The 18778-nt window shown below is 73.6% G+C and carries 14 protein-coding genes; 3 read left to right on the forward strand and 11 right to left on the reverse strand.

Annotation, left to right across the window (positions count from 1 at the left end; all coding sequences use genetic code 11):
• Positions 1 to 180: 180 nt before the first annotated feature.
• Positions 181 to 1737 (reverse strand): alpha-L-arabinofuranosidase B, encoded by a 1557-nt coding sequence (locus tag ACIQI7_RS33435; protein WP_401117389.1) that lies wholly within the window; start codon positions 1735 to 1737, stop codon positions 181 to 183.
• Between the two features lie 284 nt (positions 1738 to 2021).
• On the reverse strand, positions 2022 to 2432 hold the full coding sequence (locus ACIQI7_RS33440) for a pyridoxamine 5'-phosphate oxidase family protein (protein WP_401117436.1): 411 nt from the start codon (positions 2430 to 2432) through the stop codon (positions 2022 to 2024).
• 630 nt (positions 2433 to 3062) lie between these two features.
• On the opposite strand from ACIQI7_RS33440, the gene ACIQI7_RS33445 reads away from it, so the two are divergent.
• Complete coding sequence (locus ACIQI7_RS33445) at positions 3063 to 4778, forward strand: GAF domain-containing protein (protein WP_401117391.1); 1716 nt, start codon at positions 3063 to 3065, stop codon at positions 4776 to 4778.
• A 61-nt stretch (positions 4779 to 4839) separates the two neighbouring features.
• Here the strand turns inward: ACIQI7_RS33445 and ACIQI7_RS33450 are convergent, their stop codons facing one another.
• From ACIQI7_RS33450 to ACIQI7_RS33460, 3 genes are all read right to left on the reverse strand, one after another.
• Complete coding sequence (locus tag ACIQI7_RS33450) at positions 4840 to 5199, reverse strand: pyridoxamine 5'-phosphate oxidase family protein (RefSeq protein WP_401117393.1); 360 nt, start codon at positions 5197 to 5199, stop codon at positions 4840 to 4842.
• Between the two features lie 103 nt (positions 5200 to 5302).
• Positions 5303 to 6604 (reverse strand): hypothetical protein, encoded by a 1302-nt coding sequence (locus ACIQI7_RS33455; RefSeq protein ID WP_401117395.1) that lies wholly within the window; start codon positions 6602 to 6604, stop codon positions 5303 to 5305.
• Positions 6601 to 7896: an enoyl-CoA hydratase/isomerase family protein gene (locus ACIQI7_RS33460; RefSeq protein ID WP_401117397.1), complete on the reverse strand. Its 1296-nt coding sequence runs from the start codon at positions 7894 to 7896 to the stop codon at positions 6601 to 6603. The genes ACIQI7_RS33455 and ACIQI7_RS33460 overlap by 4 nt, the downstream gene beginning before the upstream one ends.
• 391 nt (positions 7897 to 8287) lie before the next feature.
• Here ACIQI7_RS33460 and ACIQI7_RS33465 point away from each other — a divergent pair, with 391 nt between their 5' ends.
• The gene (locus tag ACIQI7_RS33465) at positions 8288 to 9487 is read left to right on the forward strand and encodes a cytochrome P450 (protein ID WP_401117399.1); all 1200 of its coding nucleotides are present in this window, start codon (positions 8288 to 8290) and stop codon (positions 9485 to 9487) included.
• A 704-nt stretch (positions 9488 to 10191) separates the two neighbouring features.
• On the forward strand, positions 10192 to 11436 hold the full coding sequence (locus ACIQI7_RS33470; protein ID WP_401117401.1) for an MFS transporter: 1245 nt from the start codon (positions 10192 to 10194) through the stop codon (positions 11434 to 11436).
• Between the two features lie 121 nt (positions 11437 to 11557).
• On the opposite strand, the gene ACIQI7_RS33475 is transcribed toward ACIQI7_RS33470, so the two are convergent.
• The 6 genes from ACIQI7_RS33475 to ACIQI7_RS33500 form a co-directional block, all read right to left on the reverse strand.
• Positions 11558 to 12514 carry a RimK family alpha-L-glutamate ligase gene (locus tag ACIQI7_RS33475; RefSeq protein WP_401117403.1) on the reverse strand — a complete coding sequence of 319 codons (957 nt, stop codon included), beginning with the start codon at positions 12512 to 12514 and terminating at the stop codon, positions 11558 to 11560.
• Between the two features lie 31 nt (positions 12515 to 12545).
• Positions 12546 to 12962 carry an aspartate 1-decarboxylase gene (gene panD / locus ACIQI7_RS33480; protein WP_401117405.1) on the reverse strand — a complete coding sequence of 139 codons (417 nt, stop codon included), beginning with the start codon at positions 12960 to 12962 and terminating at the stop codon, positions 12546 to 12548.
• Positions 12963 to 13034: 72 nt separating this feature from the next.
• Positions 13035 to 13682 carry a methyltransferase gene (locus tag ACIQI7_RS33485; protein WP_401117407.1) on the reverse strand — a complete coding sequence of 216 codons (648 nt, stop codon included), beginning with the start codon at positions 13680 to 13682 and terminating at the stop codon, positions 13035 to 13037.
• A gap of 28 nt (positions 13683 to 13710) precedes the next feature.
• On the reverse strand, positions 13711 to 15045 hold the full coding sequence (locus ACIQI7_RS33490; protein WP_401117409.1) for a hypothetical protein: 1335 nt from the start codon (positions 15043 to 15045) through the stop codon (positions 13711 to 13713).
• Positions 15042 to 16223 (reverse strand): hypothetical protein, encoded by a 1182-nt coding sequence (locus tag ACIQI7_RS33495; RefSeq protein ID WP_401117411.1) that lies wholly within the window; start codon positions 16221 to 16223, stop codon positions 15042 to 15044. Before ACIQI7_RS33495 ends, ACIQI7_RS33490 begins: the two co-directional genes overlap by 4 nt.
• A 109-nt stretch (positions 16224 to 16332) precedes the next feature.
• Positions 16333 to 17691, reverse strand: coding sequence for a DUF6002 family protein (locus ACIQI7_RS33500; protein WP_401117413.1), 1359 nt, complete (start codon positions 17689 to 17691; stop codon positions 16333 to 16335).
• Positions 17692 to 18778: the final 1087 nt, after the last annotated feature.

Consider the following 18778-nt stretch of genomic DNA (forward strand, 5'->3'; position numbering starts at 1 on the left):
ACCACAGCGAGGGGCCCCAGCCGCGCGTCGGCCGGGGCCCCTCCCGCTGATCGTCAGGTGACCAGCGGGGCTTCCGGTCGGAACGAGGTGCGGCCGGCGGGGGCGGGTCGACCGGCCCGCCCCCGCCGTTCTCCCCTCGGTGGTCGCCCGGCCCGGGGAGTCGCCGGTTGTCCCGGTGGCTCAGCCCCAGGGCTGGGCGACCAGCCAGCTGGTGTCGGCAGCCCAACTGGCGGAGCTGTCCCAGCGGTTGGAGCCTCCGTTGCCGGCTATGTAGGCCGTGTAGTCGTAGTGGCGGAGGTACTTCGCCGGGAAGTTGGCGGACTGGAAGGACGTGCCGACCCCGCTGTTGCCCCTGGCGGGGCAGAAGGTGGCGTCCTGCGCGAAGGTGCCCGCGCCGTTGTCGAAGTCCAGGTAGAGCTCGTAGTCGTAGTGGTGCAGGAACCGACCGGGCCTGTCGGCGGACTCGAAGGAGAGGCAGGAGCTGTTCGCCAGGCCGGCGCGGACGATCCAGGTGGCGCCGGCCTTGTCGGCGGCCGGGCTGGAGGAGGTGGTGCCGGAGATGACGACCTTGGAGTCGGTGTCGTTGTGGCGGAGGTAGTGGGAGGTGCAGCAGGGCGCGGTGGTGGCCCGCAGGGAGATCCGGGAGCCGGGGGTCAGCGTGCCGGTGCCGGACGAACCGCTGTCGTAGCCGGCGGCGGTGATGTTGGCCTGGACGGCGTTCTCGGTGGCGTCCGAGGGGTAGCCCTGGGTCATGACCCCTTCGTAGAAGGTCCCTTGGGCCCACTTGCTGTTGTCGCCGCCGATGCCCAGGATGATCGCGCCCTCCTTGTGCATCGGGTCGTAGCCGGTGGCGTTGGGGCGCACCCCGCTGTAGAAGGTGGACAGGCCGCCCGACCGGGCGTCGCCGCCGCGCAGCGCCCACCGGTTCGGGGCGCCCTTGAGCATGGCGGTGAGGAACCGGTGGTCGACGCTGGGGTCGTTGGCGTTGGATCCGCGGTTGACCCCGGAGAACAGGCCGTTCTCCAGGTCGGCCATCACCCACGGGCCGTTGCCGCTGCCCGAGCCCCAGCTCCTGTTGTCGCCGAAGTAGAGGGCCTCCATGTGGCCGTTGCCGGTGTCCAGGTTGTTGGTCTCGGCGTTGCCGTAGTCGAAGCAGCAGCCGCCGTTGAAGTGCGTGCCGTCGAAGATCGCGTACATGCCCTCGGGCTGGTCGCCGGTGGCGATGCCGTTGGTCCTGTTGTTCCGGTAGCCGGTCCCGGGGGCGACGTAGACGCCGTACGCCCGGTGGCCGGCGACGGTGACCGGCGCCTCGAAGGCGTTGGCGAGGTTGTCCGGCCCGCCGGCCGCGCCGCCGCCGGGTGCCTGGGTGAGGTGGTTGCCCTTGCCGGACTGGTCGTAGATGACGGTGATGACGCAGCCGGTGCCGGCGCAGAAGGAGTCCTGCGCGGCGGCGTCGGCGTAGCCGCCGGTGCTCAGCAGGCCGATGTCCCTGGTGGCGCCGTCGGAGGCGCGCCTGACCTGGTACAGCGGGCCGCCGTACGCCCCGTAGAGGGCCCGGGTGGTGCTGTGCGCGGCGACGCACGGAGTGCTGCCCGCGGCGTAGATGTCGCACGGCCCCTGGGTGGCGGCCTGCGAGGTGGTGGCCGTGCCGGCGAGCAGACCGGCGGCGAGCACCGCGGTCGTCCCGACCGCCGTCAGCGCCCGCCGGGCGCGGCTCCGCCACGATCGCGTGGTCATGAACGAACTCCTTCGTGGGGTGGGGGAAGGAAGAAGGCGTCCAATTGTTAGCGCTAACAATTTATGGCCGATGAAAACGCGCGCAGGGCGGCGAGGGCACCCCCGCTGTGCTGCGCCGACCATCACTATGGCCAGACGCTGAGACACCGTCAAGACATCGGACTGTTAACGCTAACCGCACAACGCTCGCGCCGGACCCTCGCCCGTCCCGCCCGCCGGCGGCGCTTCATCCGGCCCCGGCGGCCCGGCACCGGGGCCGACCCGGTCAGACCGGCGGTGCCGTCCTACCGGAGGGCACGCTCGGTCAGGCGGAAGCCGGTGACGAGTTCGGGCTGGATGCGCACGGTGTAGTCCATCGGGGCGTCCATCCACGGCCGCAGGACCTGCCGGTAGTGGCGCAGCCGGTCGGGCTCGGTGACGAGCCGGGCGTAGCCGGTGACGACGACGCTCCAGCCGAGGCGGGTGTCGAGGTCGATGGCGTCGGCTTCGTAGGCCACCACGACGCCCGGCGCGTCGGTGCCCGCGGTGACGGTGGTCAGGGCCGCGCCGTCGTGGGTGCGGATGATGATCGCGCCGTCCGCGACGATGTGGTTGACCGGGCGGATGGCCGGCAGCGCGCTCTCGGTGAAGACGACCCTGCCGAGCGGGACGCCGGCCAGCAGATCGAGGCACTCGGCCCGCTCCAGCGGGACCATCTGCCGGGCGGCGGCCGACGGCGGGGTCTTCCGGGCGGCCGACGGCGGGGTCTGCCGGGCGACGGCCGGCGGCTGGGTCTGCCGGACGGCCGGCGGCCGGGTCTCCCGGCGGGCGGTGCCGCCCCGGCCGGCGGCTTCGTCGCTCATGAGGCGCCTTCGACGGTCGTGCGGGCCGGCCCGGCCGCCTCCGGCACCTCGACAAGCGCGTCCGGCCCCTGGACCGCCGCCGCGATCCGGGCCCGAGCGTCGGCCGGCGTCCTGTAAAGGATCCGCGCGTCCGCCTGAGCCGTGATCCCCTCGCCCACTTCCAAGGTCCTCCTACCGGCGCCGACCGGCCCCGCAGTCCACGTGCACCGATCACCCTCCCGCCGCCGGGATCGTGCCGCAAGGGCCGAACGGCCCCATCAGCGGGCCTGGTTGCGGGGCGGCGGTGTCAACGGTGCGGTGGCCGGGCCGGCCGGCCGGACCGATCCGGGGCACCGGGGTGGCCGGTCCCCACCTGCCCCCGCCGGTCCCCGTCCGCCCCCGTCCGCCCTCGCCTCCCCCGGCCTGACCCCCGCCCGCACCCGGCCGCTACTGTGAACCCGAGGGCCCTGCTGAGACGGGTCGGACACGTCGAGGAGGTCACCCGTGGGCGCGGACGAAGCCGCATCACCACTGCCGCAGCTGCGCCTGGACGAGCTGCTGGACGAGCTCCAGGCCCGCATCGACGCCGTGCGCGGCACCCGCGACCGGGTCCACAGCCTCCTGGAGGCGGTGCTCTCGGTCGGCCGCGAACTCGACCTCACCCAGGTGCTGCGGCGGATCGTCGAGGCGGCGGCGGTCCTGGCCGACGCCCGGTACGCGGCGCTCGGCGTGATCGGAGCGGACGGGGAGACGCTGTCCCAGTTCCACACCGTCGGGCTGTCCCAGGAGGAGATCGCGGCGATCGGCCCGTACCCCACGGGCAAGGGCATCCTCGGCGAACTGATCCACCGTCCGGAGCCGCTGCGGCTGGCCGACCTCTCCGCACACGCCGCCTCGCACGGCTTCCCGGCGAACCACCCCGTGATGCGCACCTTCCTCGGCGTGCCCGTACGGGTGCGCGAGCAGGTGTTCGGCAACCTCTACCTCACCGAGAAACGCGGCGGCGCCCAGTTCGACACCGACGACGAGACGGTGATCTCCACCCTGGCGGTGGCCGCGGGCGTGGCCATCGACAACGCCCGGCTGTACGAGGAGTCCCAGCGCCGGCAGCGCTGGCTGCACGCCAGCGCCGAGATCACCCGGGGCCTGCTGTCCGGCAGCCCCCGCGCAGAGGTGCTGGAGCTGATCGCCCGGCGCGCCCGGGAGATCACCGGCGCCGAACTCGCCGACGTGTCCGTACCGCTGCCCGGGTCGGACCGGCTGACGGTCGAACTCGCCCTCGGCGCGGACGCCGCCGCACGACGGGGGCTGACCGTCCCGGCCGAGGGCACCCTGTCCGGCGCGGCGTACGCCGGCGGGGCACCGGCCACCAGTGCCGACCTCGACGCGGACCCCCGGTTCACCGCCGGGCCGCGACGCTTCGAGGGCATGGGCCCGGCCGTCGCGGTCCCGCTCGGCGCCGCCACCGGTGAGGTCCAGGGGGTGCTGCTGCTGGCCCGCCCCTCCGGGCAGCCCGAGTTCTCCACGGAGGAGATCGGGCCGCTGCTCGGTTTCGCCGACCAGGCGGCACTGGCCCTGGAACTGGCCGCGCGCCGCGACGACGCCGAGCAGCTGGCCCTGCTGGAGGACCGCGACCGCATCGCGCGCGATCTGCACGACCTCGCGATCCAGCGGCTGTTCGCCACCGGCATGACCCTGCAGAGCGCCGCCCGCTTCATCGAGCACCCGGGAGCGGCGGACCGGGTGGTGCGCGCGGTGGGCGACCTGGACGAGACCATCAAGATCATCAGGTCGACGATCTTCGGCCTGCGGGCCCGCGACCGGGACGCCACCCACAGCCTGCGCGCCCAGGTCGCCCTGGTCGTCGGCGAAGCGCAGGAGGCGCTCGGCTTCGCACCCCGGCTCAGCATGGAAGGACTGCTCGACACCGACGTGTCCGCCGAATTGGCCGAGCAGGTGACGGCCGTGCTCCGCGAGGCCCTGAGCAACGCCGCGCGCCATTCCCGCGCCGACCGGGTGGAGGTCGCCCTACGGGCCACCGGCACGGACGTCGTCCTCACCGTGGCCGACAACGGCATCGGCATCCCCGCCGACGGCCGCCGCAGCGGGCTGAACAACCTCGCCGAACGGGCGGACAGGGCGGGCGGCACCTTCGAACTGCGGACCCCGGAGGACCACGGCACCCACCTGGTGTGGAAGGCCCCGCTGACACAGCCGTAAGACACCGACGGCCGACCGCCGCCGGCCCGGTCAACCCTCGGCCTGGACCGCCGCCGGCCCGTCACTCCTCGGCCTGGACCGCCGGTGCCAGCCGTCGACCCGTCACCAGCTCCGCCCGCAGGCGTACGGCGCCCGCTCCCGGTGTCGCGCTGGCGTGTCCGAGCACGGTGACGCTCCAGCCGCCGCCGTCCGCCTCGTTGACGTCGCCCGCCTCGAAGGCCACCACGGCCCCGTCCAGAGCCCGTCCGAGCCCGACCGTGACCGGCACCCGCAACAGCAGGGCCCCGTCCTCCTGGAGACGGAAACGGACCGGGAGCACGGCGGGCAACGCGCCGACCGTGTACACCAGCCGCCCCACCTGCCGCCCTGCCAGCAGCGCCAGCCACTGCCGCTCACCGACCGCCTCACGTTCGAGTTCCATGCCCCCGATCCTCACCCCGCGGCCGCGACCGGGCGAGGGCCGGACGACCCTCGCCGCCGTCCGGCAGGCCCCTTCGCACACCATCGGCAGGGCCAGCGCAGGGTCAGTGCAGGGCGAGTGCCGAGCGGAGCCGCTGTTCGACGTCCAGGAGCTGTGCGGTGTCCGGGGCGATCGCCAGGTAGGACCAGGCCCCGCTGACGTCGGGGTCGTTCATCAGGACGACGCGGTGTCCGGTGGCCGGGTCGTGGGCGAGGCCGGTGCGGGTGAGCCGGTCGACGCCCTCGGCGAGGCCGTGCGGGCTCCGCGGGGTGGGGCGGCCGGTGTCGTACAGCCAGGCGAAGCCGCCGGAGGGGCCCGGCTCCCGGGCGGTGAGGCGTCGGACGAGGGCGTGGGGGGTGGTGGTCCCGGTGCGGCGGACGTTGCTCTCCGTCCCGTAGATCCGCCCGTCGGGGGTGAGGCGGGCGTCCAGGGAGAACGGGCCGCGGTATCCGCTGTCCCGCAGGTGCCGGCCCAACCGGCGTGCCATGCCGGCGAGTTCGTTCCGGACGGCGGTCGGGGCCTGGAGGCCGCACTGGTAGCCGTGCGAGGCGTAGCCGCCGGGCGTCATCCGCATCTGCCCGTCGAACAGGACGGCGGTGCCGTCGGCGTGCACCTCGGCCTGCACGCTGACGTCCCGGGCCGGGGCGATGCTCTCCTCGACGATCCAGCTGCCGGGGGGCAGATCCGGTCGGGCCAGGTGCTGTTCGAGTGCCTCCCGCACCTGGCCCCACGCGCCCCGGCGCAGCCGGGTGATGCCGTACCCGTTGCCGGAGCGGGCCGGCTTGACGAACACGTCACCGCGTTCCGACAGGGCGCGGACCGCGGCGTGGAGCTCTCGCCGGTCCGCGCAGACCGTGCCCTCGGGCACCGGGATGCCCAGTCCGGTGGCGGTCTCGCGGAAGCCGATCTTGGTGTTGAGCCGGTAGACCTCGGCGACGGTCCGCTCGTCCACGGGGGCGGGGCCGTAGAGGTGGAGCGGCAGGCCGAGCGCGGAGGCGAGCCGCACGGTGGGGCGGTCGAGCGCGTACGGGAGCATCCGCAGTCCGGGGCGCTGGGCGGCGACGGCCTTCAGCGCGGCGCTCAGGCCGCCGCGTTCGACGGCGTCCGCCAGCGGCACGGACTGCGCGTCGGGGACCGCGAGCGTGACGGTGTCCGACGGTGCCAGGCCCAGCACGTCGCACGCGTACGCCCTGAGGGCGGGGGAGATCGGCGTCGGGGTGACCAGGATGTCGCCGCGCCGCAGGAGCCACACCTTGCGCACCGCCTGGCGGACGGCCTCCCGGGCGAGTCCTGGCGGGAGGCCGTCGGCGAGCGTGTCGGTGAAGCGGTTGGCGAAGACCAGCCACGGCGCGTCGCGGACGGTCACCGGGGCACCGCGCTGTGGGTCGGCCGGGGGCGTTCCATGAAACGGGCGAGGCGCTCGGCCACGTCGGGGCTGTGCACGCGCAGGGCCTGGTGCAGCGCGTATTCGGCCATGTAGTCCTGGAAGGCGTGCGGGGGCTCCTCGGCCAGGTGGAGCAGGTGCCGGTTGGCGGGGACGGCGTGGTCGTCCAGGCGGGCCAGGGCGCGCTCGGCGGCCGCGTCGAGTCGGTCGGGTTCCACCACCTCGTCGAAGAACGTCCTGGCGGTGTCCTCGCCCGCGCGGATGCGGCGGCCCCCGAGCAGGAGTTGCCGGGCCAGCCTGCTGTCGACCCGGCGGCCCAGGCGCAGGTTCGCCCCGCCCGGGACGATGCCCTCCTGGGCGGCCGGAAGGCTGACGTAGCTGTCGGCGCCGGCCAGCACGTAGTCGAAGAGGAACAGCAGTTGGGCGCCGCCGCCGATGGCGAAGGAGTCGACGACCGCCAGCCAGGGCTTGGTCACCACCTCCCCCGGCCACGCCGCCTCGTTCGTCACCAGGCCGCGCATCAGCTTGTGCACGAATCCGAGCTCCCGGCGCAGGAAGAAGGAGAGGTAGGAGATCCGCCCGTGGTAGAGGTCCTTGAGGTTGATGCCGGAGCTGAACACCCGGCGCCCCGCGTACCTCGGATGGACCATCCGCCCACCGCGTAGGACGCCCACCCGCACCCCGTCGTCCAGCAGCAGCAGGTCCACGGCGGTCTCCATCGCCGCGACGAAGTCGTTGTTCTCCGCGTTCAGCGACCGCGGCTGGTGCACCGTGACGTATCCGGCTCCGTCGCGCCGCTCGACCGACACCGCACCGAGGTCGGCCCTGCCCTCGCACCGGAAGCCGGACAGCAGGTCCCGCGCTCTCGGCGTCGGCCGCAGCAACCGCTCCATCAGGCGGCTCCCGCCGGTGCGCGAACGCAGCAGCGCCTGGAAGAACACGCCCAGGGCGATGTCCAGACCCTCCTTGTCCGCCAGCGCCAGGCGCTGTTCGGCGTCGAGCCGGTCACGGTCAGGCAGCAGACCGGGAAACGCGCCGCCGGCCGCGTCGGCCAGGCCCTCCAGCCCCGGCAGGTGCCCTCTCTCGCCGGCCGGGCCGGCCCCGTCGGCGAGCTCGGAGTGCACCCGCTCGGCGTACAGCGCGAGGAACCGGGCACGCAGGCCGTCGCACCCCCGGCGGACCTGGCGGCCATGCGCGCGGTGCTCGGGCGAGCGGTCCTGCGGTGCGGGCAGGCCGGCGAGGTGGTCTTCGACGGCGGCGGCGTACCGCTCCACGGCGCGACGGTCCCGGCGGAGATCTCCCGTCAGGGCCGGCACGCGCTCTCGCCACTGCTCGGTATCCATAACCATCCCCGTCGGTACGAGTGCGGACAACCCCTTCAGCAGACAATCAGACAAGCGGGACCCGCGCACCCGCCCGCCGGCGACCCCGGCGACTGCGGTTGCGGCCCGTTCCGCCCGCGGTATCGAATGGCGCCCAGAGGCATGCCAGGGCCCGCACGACTCCCCGGGCACCGCGGGCCGGCACCGCCTCCCGTCGATCGGCCGGGTCGGAACCACCGTCCTCGCCACCTCGGCCGCCCGGGCACCGACCGCCGCTCCGGGCCGCCGCACGACGGGCCCTCGTCCCGCCCACCCGTGCCGGGCCGTACTCGCAGGAGCTCCCATGACCACCGCGAAGACCACGGACCCGATCGCCGTACCCGCCGTCGACCGCAGCTGTCCCTTCAGCCCCCCGACCGCGTACCAGCAGGCGCTCCGACACGCCGCGATCACCCGGGTCCGCCTGTGGGACGGCTCCGAGAGCTGGATGGCCACCCGCCACGAGGACGTCTGCGCCATCCTGGCGGACCCCCGCTTCAGCTCCGACACCCGCCGCCCCGGATTCCCCTTCCTCAACCCCGCCCGGAAGGCCGTCGCGGACGGGAACCGGAGCTTCATCAACCTGGACGGCCCCGACCACACCCGGCTGCGCCGCCTGGTCCTCCCCGACTTCAAACGGAGGAACGTCGACGCGCTGCACCCCGAGATCCGCCGCACCGCGGAGGAGCTGGTGGACGCCATGACCCGGGAGGGCACCGCGGCGGACCTCATGGCGCAGTTCGCTCTGCCGTTGCCCTCACGCGTCATCTGCCTCCTGCTCGGCATCCCCTACCAGGACCGGGACTACTTCCAGCGGCGCAGTCGCGTCCTGATGCACAACGACGCCGACCCGGCGCAGGCCCGGCAGGCCAGCGACGACCTCGACCGGTACCTCACCGGACTCGTCCGCGACGGCCGGGCGGCCCCCGGCGGCATCGTCAGCCGGCTGTCGGCCCAGGACGGCGTCGCACCCGAGCAGATCGCCGCCACCGGCCGGCTGCTGCTCATCAACGGCCACGAGTCCACCTCGCACATGATCGCGCTGTCGGTCCTCGTCCTGCTCCGCAACCCTGGGCAGCTCGTCCGGCTGCGCGCCGAGCCGGCCCTGGCCGCCACCGCCGTCGACGAGCTACTGCGCTACGTGACGATCCTCCACCACGGTCTCGGCCGCATCGCCACCGAGGACGTGCCGGTCGACCGGCACGTCATCCGCGCCGGGGAGGGGGTCATCTGCATGCTGAGCACCGCCAACCGGGACGAGGCGGCGTTCCCCGCGGCCGCGGACGTCGACCTCACCCGGGACGCCCGCCACCATGTCGCCTTCGGCTTCGGCGCCCACCGCTGCCTCGGTGAGCTCCTCGCCGAGGCGGAACTGGCCGCCGCCCTGGAGACCCTGCTGCGGCGCCTGCCCCGCCTCCGGCTCGCCGTCCCCGAGAGCGACGTGCCGTTCCGCTACGACACCCAGACCTACGGCGTCCACGCCCTGCCCGTCCGCTGGGACTGACCGGGCCGGCCGCCGGCCCTCGATCCGCCCAGTCCCGGGCGTCGTCCGGGGGCGTCGTGGTTTCCGCCCGGGGTGGTGGTGACCTGGCTCGGGAACGGGTGGCAGCAGCGGGGCCACCCGCTCCCCCAGTCGTCCGGCACGCACCCGGACGCCCTGCCGACCGGGACCGCCGGGCCATCCGCTGAACGCCCACCGACGCGCGGCCGGCGCCCGGTTCGGCGTCCGCGCCGGGGCGGTCCGGGATCGCCGTTCCACGGGTGTCATGAGCGCAACGAGCTGCTACAGTGCCGAATGTTTCGTGATTTCCGGACCGGCCGCCCGAGACACCGCGCTGTGGAGACGTCACCGCCGGCCCGCCCTGATGCCGGAAGCCCCGGCGCCGGCGGACGCCCGGCGGCCCCGACCTGCCCGACCCGCCCTCGCGGGCCCCGCGAAGACCTCCTCGACCCCGGTCGACACCCACCCGGCCACCGCCCAGGGGACGGGTGTCGGCCGTTTTCGGATCCGATCCGGGCACCGCGACCGCGTCTGACGTTACGTCAGAGTTGATACGGACAAGGGGGGATCGCCGAGAAGCCACGGAACGCCCCCGGCGGCGGCACCCGCGCCGCCCGCCCCCTGACCGGCCGGGCGCCCGCCGCCGGTCACACCACCGCTCGCCGGCCCCACCCACCGTCACCCCAGGAACGGAAACCGATCACGAGATGTCAACCGCGCAGGCGATCCCCCTCCGCCGCATCGAGGGATTCCGCAACTTCTGGCTGTCCCGCGCCGTTTCGGGCCTCGGGTCCGCCATCACCACCGTGGCGCTCCCCGTCCTGGTCTTCCAGGAGAGCGGGTCGCCGCTGCTGGTCTCCCTGGTCGCGGCCGCCGGGACACTGCCCTACCTGGCCTTCGGCCTGATCGCGGGCGCCGTCGCGGACCGCGTGGACCGGCGCGCGCTGATGATCGCCACCGACTGGCTCAACGCCCTCTGCCTCGCCACCGTGCCGCTGGCCTGGGCCCTGGGAGCGCTGACGGCGTGGCACGTCATGCTGGTGGCGTTCCTGTCCGCGAGCCTCGCCCTGTTCTTCGACGCGGGCGTCTACGGCTTCGTCCCCGACATCGTCGGGAAGGACGGCCTGACCCAGGCCAACAGTGCCATCTACGGGGCGGAGACCGTCGTCCGCATCGTCGGCAACGCCGTGGCGGGCGGCCTCATCGCGCTCTTCCGCCCGGCCGGCACGCTCGCCCTCGACGCCCTGAGCTTCGCCGTGTCGGCGCTGTTCATCAGGGCGGTCACCAACGTCGCGCCGCGGGCCGCCACCCCGCCCGCCGAGCGGCCGGGCTTCAAGGAGTCGATAGGACAGGGACTGCGGTTCCTGGCGGGCCACCCCACCCTGCGGGTCATGACCGCGGTCGGCACCCTCCAGTCGTTCTCCGGCGGCGCCATCGTCGGCCAGCTGGTCGTCTTCGCCGACCGCTCGCTGGGCATCCACGGCTCCGACGGGCGGATCGGCCTGCTCTTCATGGCCTGGAGCGCCGGGGGCATCGGCGGTTCCCTGCTGCTGCCCCGGCTGCGGCGGCGCTTCGAGGCCTTCCCGCTGCTCCTCGGCGTGCTGCCGGTCGGTGCGCTGCTCGGCCTGGTCGTCGTCCTCACCTCCGACTGGCTGGTCGCGCTGGTGGCGCTGGCCGCGTGGGGAACGGCGTACCTCGTCGTCCTGGTGAACACCATGACGTACTCCCAGGAGGTGACGCCGCCCGAGCTCCAGGGCCGGGTCAACACCACCCGCCGGATGCTGTCCTCGGGCCTGGGCGTCCCGCTCGGCGCGCTGGTGGCCAGCAGCATCACCGTCTCCGTCGGCATCCAGGCCGGAATGGCCACGGCCGTGGTCTCGATCGCGCTCGCGGCCCTGATCGTCTGGGCGGTGCGGCTGCGCCAGGCGCTCCGCCCGGCCGACCGGGACTGAGCGCGGCCCGTACGACGTGCCGCGGCCCGTGCCGCACCCGCCGGATTGAGCGGGTGCGGCACGGGCCCGGCCGCCGAACCGCCGCGGGTTCAACAGGTCGTCGACTCGGGCGGCCACCGGCTCAGCGGGCCGCCGGCTTCCCCTCGAAGCGGCGGGTTATCCACCCGAAGAAGGCGTCGGCGACCTTGCCGAGCTCCGGCTCGGGCATCACGGTGAAGCCGCCGTGCGCGGTGCTCCACTCGTTCAGCACCGGCCCGGAGTCCGTCATCAGCCAGTCCACGCAGATCCACTCGGCCCGCAGCTCCCGGGCGAGGCGGACGCACTGGTCCGCGACCAGGTCGTGGTCCCGGTTCACGTCGACGGACCCGCCCTGGCTGACGCTCGCCAGGTAGCCGCCGGGGCGGGGGCGGCGGGTCATCGACGAGACGACCTCGCCGTCGGCCAGGTAGACGCGCATGTCGCCGTGGTGCGGGATCAGCGGCTGCACCAGGTACCCGCCGACGGCCTGGGCCACGAGGTCGACGACGGCGCCGAGCTGCTGCTCCGAGTCGACCCGCAGCACCCCGTAACCGCCGGTCAGTTCACGGGGCTTGACGATGTACGGGCCGTCGCCGAGGCCGCGCCGCACCTCGTCGAGCACCCGCCGGGCGTACCTGCCGGGCGGCACGGCGACGGTGTCCGCCGTCCGGATGCCCAGGCCGGCGGCGTGCTGGAGCTGCGCGAGCTTGTCGCGCTCCAGGTAGTCCGGGCCGGTGAACGAGCGGTTGAGCAGGACGGAGTCGCTCGCCTCGATGGTGCGGTAGACCGCCCGCAGTGCCTGGAGGCCCTGCGGGTCGGTGGCCATGTCCTCGACGACGAAGCACTGCCGCTGCTCCAGCAGGTCCTCGTCGCCATGGCGCAGGACCGGTCGGCCGCCCACGCAGGACGGCACCAGTTCGGTGGCGCTGATCACCCGGAAGTCGAGGCCACGCGGCCGCGAGAGCGCCGAGTAGCGCCGGGTGATGCCCTGTTCGAACGCCTCGACCGCGGCCGGGTCGAGGTCCTCGGACTGGTAGATCCACGTGATCACGGGGTTCACGCGCGGCCGCCCCTCCGCCCCGCGGCCCCCCTCACGGGGACACCCGGTCGCCGCGCCGCAGCGCGGAGCCCTCGGGCGCGTCGGCGGGGTCCGCGCCGACGCTCACCGGCCGGTTGTGCCCGTCGACGAAGACCACCCGGGGCTTGAGGTCCCGGGCCTCGTCGTCGGTGACCGTCCCGTAGGCGATGATGATCACCAGGTCCCCGGGGCTGATCAGCCGGGCGGCGGCGCCGTTGATGCCGATGACCCCGGAGTCGCGGGGGCCTTCGATGACGTAGGTCGTGAGCCGGGCACCGTTGTCGATGTCCACGATGTCGACCTGCTCGCCGGGGAGCAGGTCGGCCGCCTCCATCAGGTCGGCGCTCACGGTGACCGACCCGACGTAGTGGAGGTCGGCCTGGGTCACGGTCGCCCGGTGGATCTTGGACTTCATCATGGAACGCAGCATGATGGCGCTCTCCTCGCGCTGTGGTCGGCTGGTGGGGGTCGGGGTGGAAACCGGTGCTCGGAGCGGGGACTTTCAGGACGTCCGGGGCCCGGGCAGCCGGGACCAGAGGAAGTAGTAGTCCTCGTGGCCCTCGCCGCAGTCGAAGGCTCCGACCACCTCCAGGCCGGACTTCTCGACCATCCCGGTGAAGTCCTCCGGGGTGGAGAAGCGGTGGTTCTCCTGGACGACGACCGAGCCCCCGGGCCGCAGCCGCTCGGCCGCCGCGGCGTAGAAGGAACGGTGGATGCCCCAGTCGGTGTCCTTCCAGATCAGCGGCGAGTGCGAGCGCTGGTAGTCCGAGGCGGCCGCGGCCTGGTTGACGTGCGGCGGGTTGCCGACCATCAGGTCCCAGCGCAGGTCGGCGGGCACGTCGTCGAAGCCGTCGGACAGGTGGAAGCGGGCCCGGCCGTGCAGACCGTTCTCGACGATCGTCCGCTCGACCGCCTCCCCGGCGGCGGGGTTCACGTCGCCCAGGTCGACCGAGTCGCACAGTCCGGCCGCCAGCAGGGAGAAGCCGATGAACCCGGGGCCGGCGCACCACTCGAAGACCGAGCCGACCCGGCCGAACCGGGACCGGACGAACGGCGCGTACGCCCGGCCGAAGGTGTTGCCGCCGCCGTCGAGTTCGGCCGTGTAGGCCACGGACACCGGGCCGTAGTCGGCCCGCGCGTAGGTCGTCATGTCGTCCTCCTGGGGAGAGTCGCGGGGGTCAGCGGAGCGCGAACGCCACGTTCGACAGGGCGCCGTGGCCGTGGATGCTGACCACGCCGTCCCGCTCGGGCGGGAGGTAGCGCACCATGCAGCCGGCGGGCCGACCGTCGAACAGGAAGGGGCTGAAGACCGGGACCACCTCGGCCTCGTCGCTGCCGGAGCCGCCCGGGCCGTCGAACTCCATCCGGTACGGCGCGGGTTCCACCCACTCCTGGGCGATGTGGTCCTGCGCGGCGACGGCCGCGGCCACCGCCGCCCGCCAGGCCTGCGGCGCGCACGAGCGGCCCACCAGCACCTGCCGGCCGCTCATCCCGATCGCGGGCTTCAGCACGAAGTCCTCCTGGTGCTCCAGGAGGAGGTCCGGGAGCGGCACGGTCCGGCCGTGCCGCTCGACGGGCCGGTCCCCGACCACGCGCGTCCACGGCAGGTAGCGCTGGACGGTCCGCCGGTCCCGGTCGGTCATCCACGGCCGCCCCTCGGAGACCCAGCCGAGCACCTTCTTGTTGGCGACCAGGTACGCGGTCTGGCTGGCGATCAGCCGCACGCCGGCGTCCAGGGCCGTCCGCACCGGGCCGAGGTCGATGCCGTGGCCGAGCCATTCGAGGATCGTGAAGTGGCGCAGCCCGAGCCGGTAGCGGGGCTCCCCCGGCAGGCCGAGCCCGTCGAGGAGGTCCTCCGGCTCGAAGGTCTCGGCGACCAGGCCTCGGCGGCGCAGCGACTCCTCCTGGATCTCGAAGTAGCGGCTGGGGGCGCCGCCGAAGTCGCGGAGCGTGCCGACGATCGCGACCGCGGGCTTGACGCCGAGGTCCCGGACGGCGCGCACGAAGAGCTCGTCGCGCACCGCGAGCGGATCGACCGCGTCGAACGGCGTCCGCCCGGGGCCGCCGAAGGCCGCCACCCACGCGGCGGTGTGCAGGGCCGTGTCCACCACCCCGCCGATGCCGGAGCCGATGTTGAACTCCAGGAACCTGGGGCCGTCGGCACCCACCATGACGTCGGGACGGGCGATGCAGGTGGCGTAGTCCTCCTCGACCGGGCCGTCCATGACCAGGGGGTACATCGCCTCGTCGGCGCCGAGCGCGGCGATCCGGCCGGCCGCCGTCGGGGCGCTCTCCAGCAGCGTCCGGCGCAGCAGCGCCAACAGGTCGGCGGTGGCGGTGAACAGCTCGTCGTAGGAGGTGCGCGGCAGCATGACGGGCCGCAGGGACGACGCGACCGGCACCACCCGGGCGTACTCGCCGTCCTCCACCCGGGCCAGTTCCCGTCGGACGGCGGGCAGTTCGAGCCGGCCGTCGAGCGGCGGCGGTGCGGTGCCGTACCACGGGGCGGTCACGGGCGGGCCCTTCCGGCGGGCCCGCGCACCGCTCCGGCGAGGAACTCGTCGAGGTCCACCTCGCGCACGGCCGCCACCCCGGGGGACTTGGCGGAGTAGTCGAGCCGGGGGGCGCGCCGCGCGTCGCGGAAGTAGACCGCTTCCAGGGTCCCGTCCGTCCGCTCGGCCAGGACGGGATTGGCGACCAGGTAGTCCCGCACCTCCGGGGTGTCACCGCGGACCTGCAGCCACAGCCGCTTGGAGCCGAAGTGGTTGGGCGGCGGCAGCACCCGGGTGCCGAACCGCCGCTTCCACTGGTAGGTGCCCTTGCTGACGAAGGGTTCGGTGCCCTGGAAGTCGAGCCGGCGCACGCCGTGGCGGGCGCACCAGTCGATGAGGAAGTGGTAGATCGCCTTGAAGGCGCCGCTGTCGTAGTGCTCGCGCGCGCCGTCGACCACGCCGAGCAGGCGCAGGGTCATCGTCCGCGACGCCCGGTCCCAGTGGCAGAGCGCTCCGCCGATCGGTTCGCCGTCCTGCCGCAGGACGAACATCCGGCCGCCGCGGAAGAGGCACTCGTACGAGACCTCCTTGGTCTCGGTGCGCTCGCGGTCCCCGTGCCGCTGGAACATGGTGGGGCGGTAGAGCCGGTCGTAGAAGTGGTCGAACCAGGCCGGGTCCCGGCTGAGCCCCCAGGTCCAGTCGTGGTCCTTCAGGTCGTGCTTGAACTGCTGGCGCTCCCGCTTGGAGATGCGCTGCCGCACCGTGTCCGGGTCCGCGTCGAAGTCGATCACGAAGTGCACCCGCATCGGCACGATGAGGGAGGCCCGGCGCGGCAGGGCCCGGGCCCGGGCGGCGCTCGTGCCGACGATGACGATGTCGGCGTCGGGCAGCCGCGCGGGGTCCCGCAGGGCTGCTCCGGTCAGCCGGCCGCTCCGGCGGCGCACGCCCTGGACGTCGGCGTCGCGCCGGAGTTCGGTGAACTCCAGGGTGTACGCGAGGCCTTCGGCGAGGCCCGCGTAGCTCACCGACAGCCCCCCGGCCTCCGAGTGGACGGCCGGGAAGGTGGCGCCGTCCCGGGTGTCCCAGGCGGTCCGTGCGGTGGTCAGGACCGGGTTGCCGCTGTTGCGCCAGTGGTAACCGGTGTGCATGCGCAGCCGCTGCTGCGGCGTGGCGCGCGGGGGCGGGACGGCAGGGGCCACGGGGCTGTCACCTCGGCGGGTTCGTCGGTGGCTGGCGGGCGGGTCGGCGGGGAGGGGGCCCGGCGCGGGCGGGTCTGCGGGGGCCCGGCACGGGCGGTCGGTCAGGCGGTCAGGCGGACGGCGTGGCGTCCAGCACCACGCGCCGCAGGTCCTCGGCGGTGGTCACCGGGTGCAGGTCCCGGACGGTGAGGTGGCCGTAGTCCGTCGCCGAGTAGCTGCCGGAGCCGTGCACCAGGATGTCGGTCTCCGGCACCAACCCCCGGTCGACGGCGTTGAGCAGGCCCGTCATCGCCATCACGAGGGACCACTCGCGCAGCGCGGTGGGGTTCGCGGGCAGCCGCACGCCGGCCTCCCCGAGCAGCGCGCGCACCTGCCCGTAGCGGCCGAGGCACTCGGCGAGCGAGACGACGATGCCGCCGCCGCCCTGGGTGCGGATGAGCTCGTTCATCCGGGGCGAGGTGGGCGGGTTGCGGGTGTAGAAGGTCGGGTCGAGGGTCTCCCGCGGGTCGAAGGTCCGCGCGGGGTACCGCGGGTCCGCGCTCTGGGTGAACAGCCCCGTCTCCGCGTCGTAGCCGTACTCCGGGAGGTTCCCGGTGTCGGTGGAGCCCTCGTTGTACAGGCTGAGCACCATGTCGGGAGCGCCCAGGTGCTGCACCAGGAAGTAGTGCGGCGGCAGGGTCCGGGAGCGGACGTCGGCGGAGAGCCGGCTGCGGCCGTAGGCGTGGCCGAGCAGCCCGTAGGCGCTGGAGACCGAGTGCAGGTGCAACCGGGCCTCGCCGGGCGCCGACGGGAACAGCTCGGCCTCGGCCAGCGCCCTGACCACGTCCGCGGCCAGGTAGTTCTCCAGCTGGAGGGTGTACCAGAGGTTGGTCTCGCACTCCTTCTCGACCGCGTTCCGGTGTTCGCCGACGAACCCGAGGGCGATGGCCTTCACCGTGCCGGGCTCCGCGCCCCCGTACACCGCGATCGGGTTGCGCGCCCGCAGCCCGGGGTCGGTGAACAGCTCGGAGCTGCGCAGCTTGCCCACCGCCCCCTCGGGGACCACCGTGACGACGTTGAGCCGGTCCGCGTCCACCAGGCCGGTCCGGATGGCCCGGAGCACAGCGTCGCGCATGGCGATGGCCTTGTTGGCGGAGGACGGCGTGACGATGGTGACGCGCTGTCCGGTGTCCTGGATGAAGCGCACGGCCCTGGCGACGATGACCAGGGACGCGAAGGTCTTGGTCGTCATGGTGGCCGGGTTGCGCGTCAGGTCGAGCAGCGCGAGGCTCCGCCCCCGGTACGACGGCATGGCGGCGTGGGCGAGGCCGGAGACCGAGAGGTACTCCTGCATGGCCGCGGTGAGTTCGGGCAGTTCGACGCCCGGCGTGAAACCTTCGGAACCGGCCTTTTCCGGATCGCCCAGGAGGTCCCGCAGGGCTGCGCGGATCTCTTCGTAGTACCGGACGAGAGCGTTGTCGACAATCAATGTTCCAGCCTCTTCCTACCGGAGCGGGAATCCCTCCCGGCCCGCGCGGTCACGCTCACGCGGGCCGGTGACGGCCGCCAGGGAAACCGAGAAAGCGGGCCGCGGCCCTGGCCATTACGACATCCGAACCCAACACGCACAAGACCGCCACACGATTCCGGCACGAGCCCCCCTACACCGCGCGGAGCTCGCGAATTCCCGGAACGAAAGCGGGCCACACCCCACCACCGCACGCCGGGGGCGACGCCGGCCACCACGGAAGGCCTCCCGCAGGCCGCCCCATCCCGCTACCCAGCGGACCCCAGGCCACTCCCGGGCCTCCACACCCGGTAAACCTCCAAAGCCCGGAGGATTCGGTGAAAATCTGTCGGACGAGTGTTACGGCAGCTGCTTAGCGGGATTATTGATCGTTTGACCGTTCTCCGTCAACGGACCCAAAGTGTGACGCGGATTACACCGAGTCCATTTCGTTATGACATTGCCCCACGTTCACCACTGTTGCCGGACAAACATCCATCTGGGAGCAACCCCCTCGCACCCGGACCACCGGCACCCGAGAAAAACCGGCCCCAGCGTCGAAATGCCCCGCCCACCGCCGCTGCATTTCCCCGATCCACTCGGGCCGGAATTCCCCCACCGCGCCGCGAACCGCCACCCGAACCGTTCCGCCGCCCCACCGGAGACGCGCAGCTCGAACCTCGGCCCGCCACCCCCGGGACCCCCGCGCCGGGGCGCCCCTGCCCGCCACCGCGACCGTCGCCAGGCCTGTCTCTTCGCGCTGGCAGCACGAGTTACCGTCTCGGCCCTCCCAGCGGACGACCGCCGCGCGGACGGCCGCGCGGATCCACGCGGGCGTCCGGGTCCGAGGGCGGGCGAGGAGCAACCGGGCGATCGGCACTGACGACGGCCAGGAGTGCGGTCCTGGCCGGGGGCGGCTCCCGGAGTCTGCTCCCGGGCGCGGTTTCGTCCTGGGCGCGGACGAACTCCCCAGCCTCCGAATGGTCCTCTTGGTCGAGGCCGGGAATCCCCGGCGCCATTCACCGGAGGGGTCCTTTCGTGTACGAGCACGCACCGCAGAGTCGTTTCC

This window comes from Kitasatospora sp. NPDC092039, from assembly GCF_044756065.1.
In the GTDB taxonomy this organism is placed as follows: domain Bacteria; phylum Actinomycetota; class Actinomycetes; order Streptomycetales; family Streptomycetaceae; genus Kitasatospora.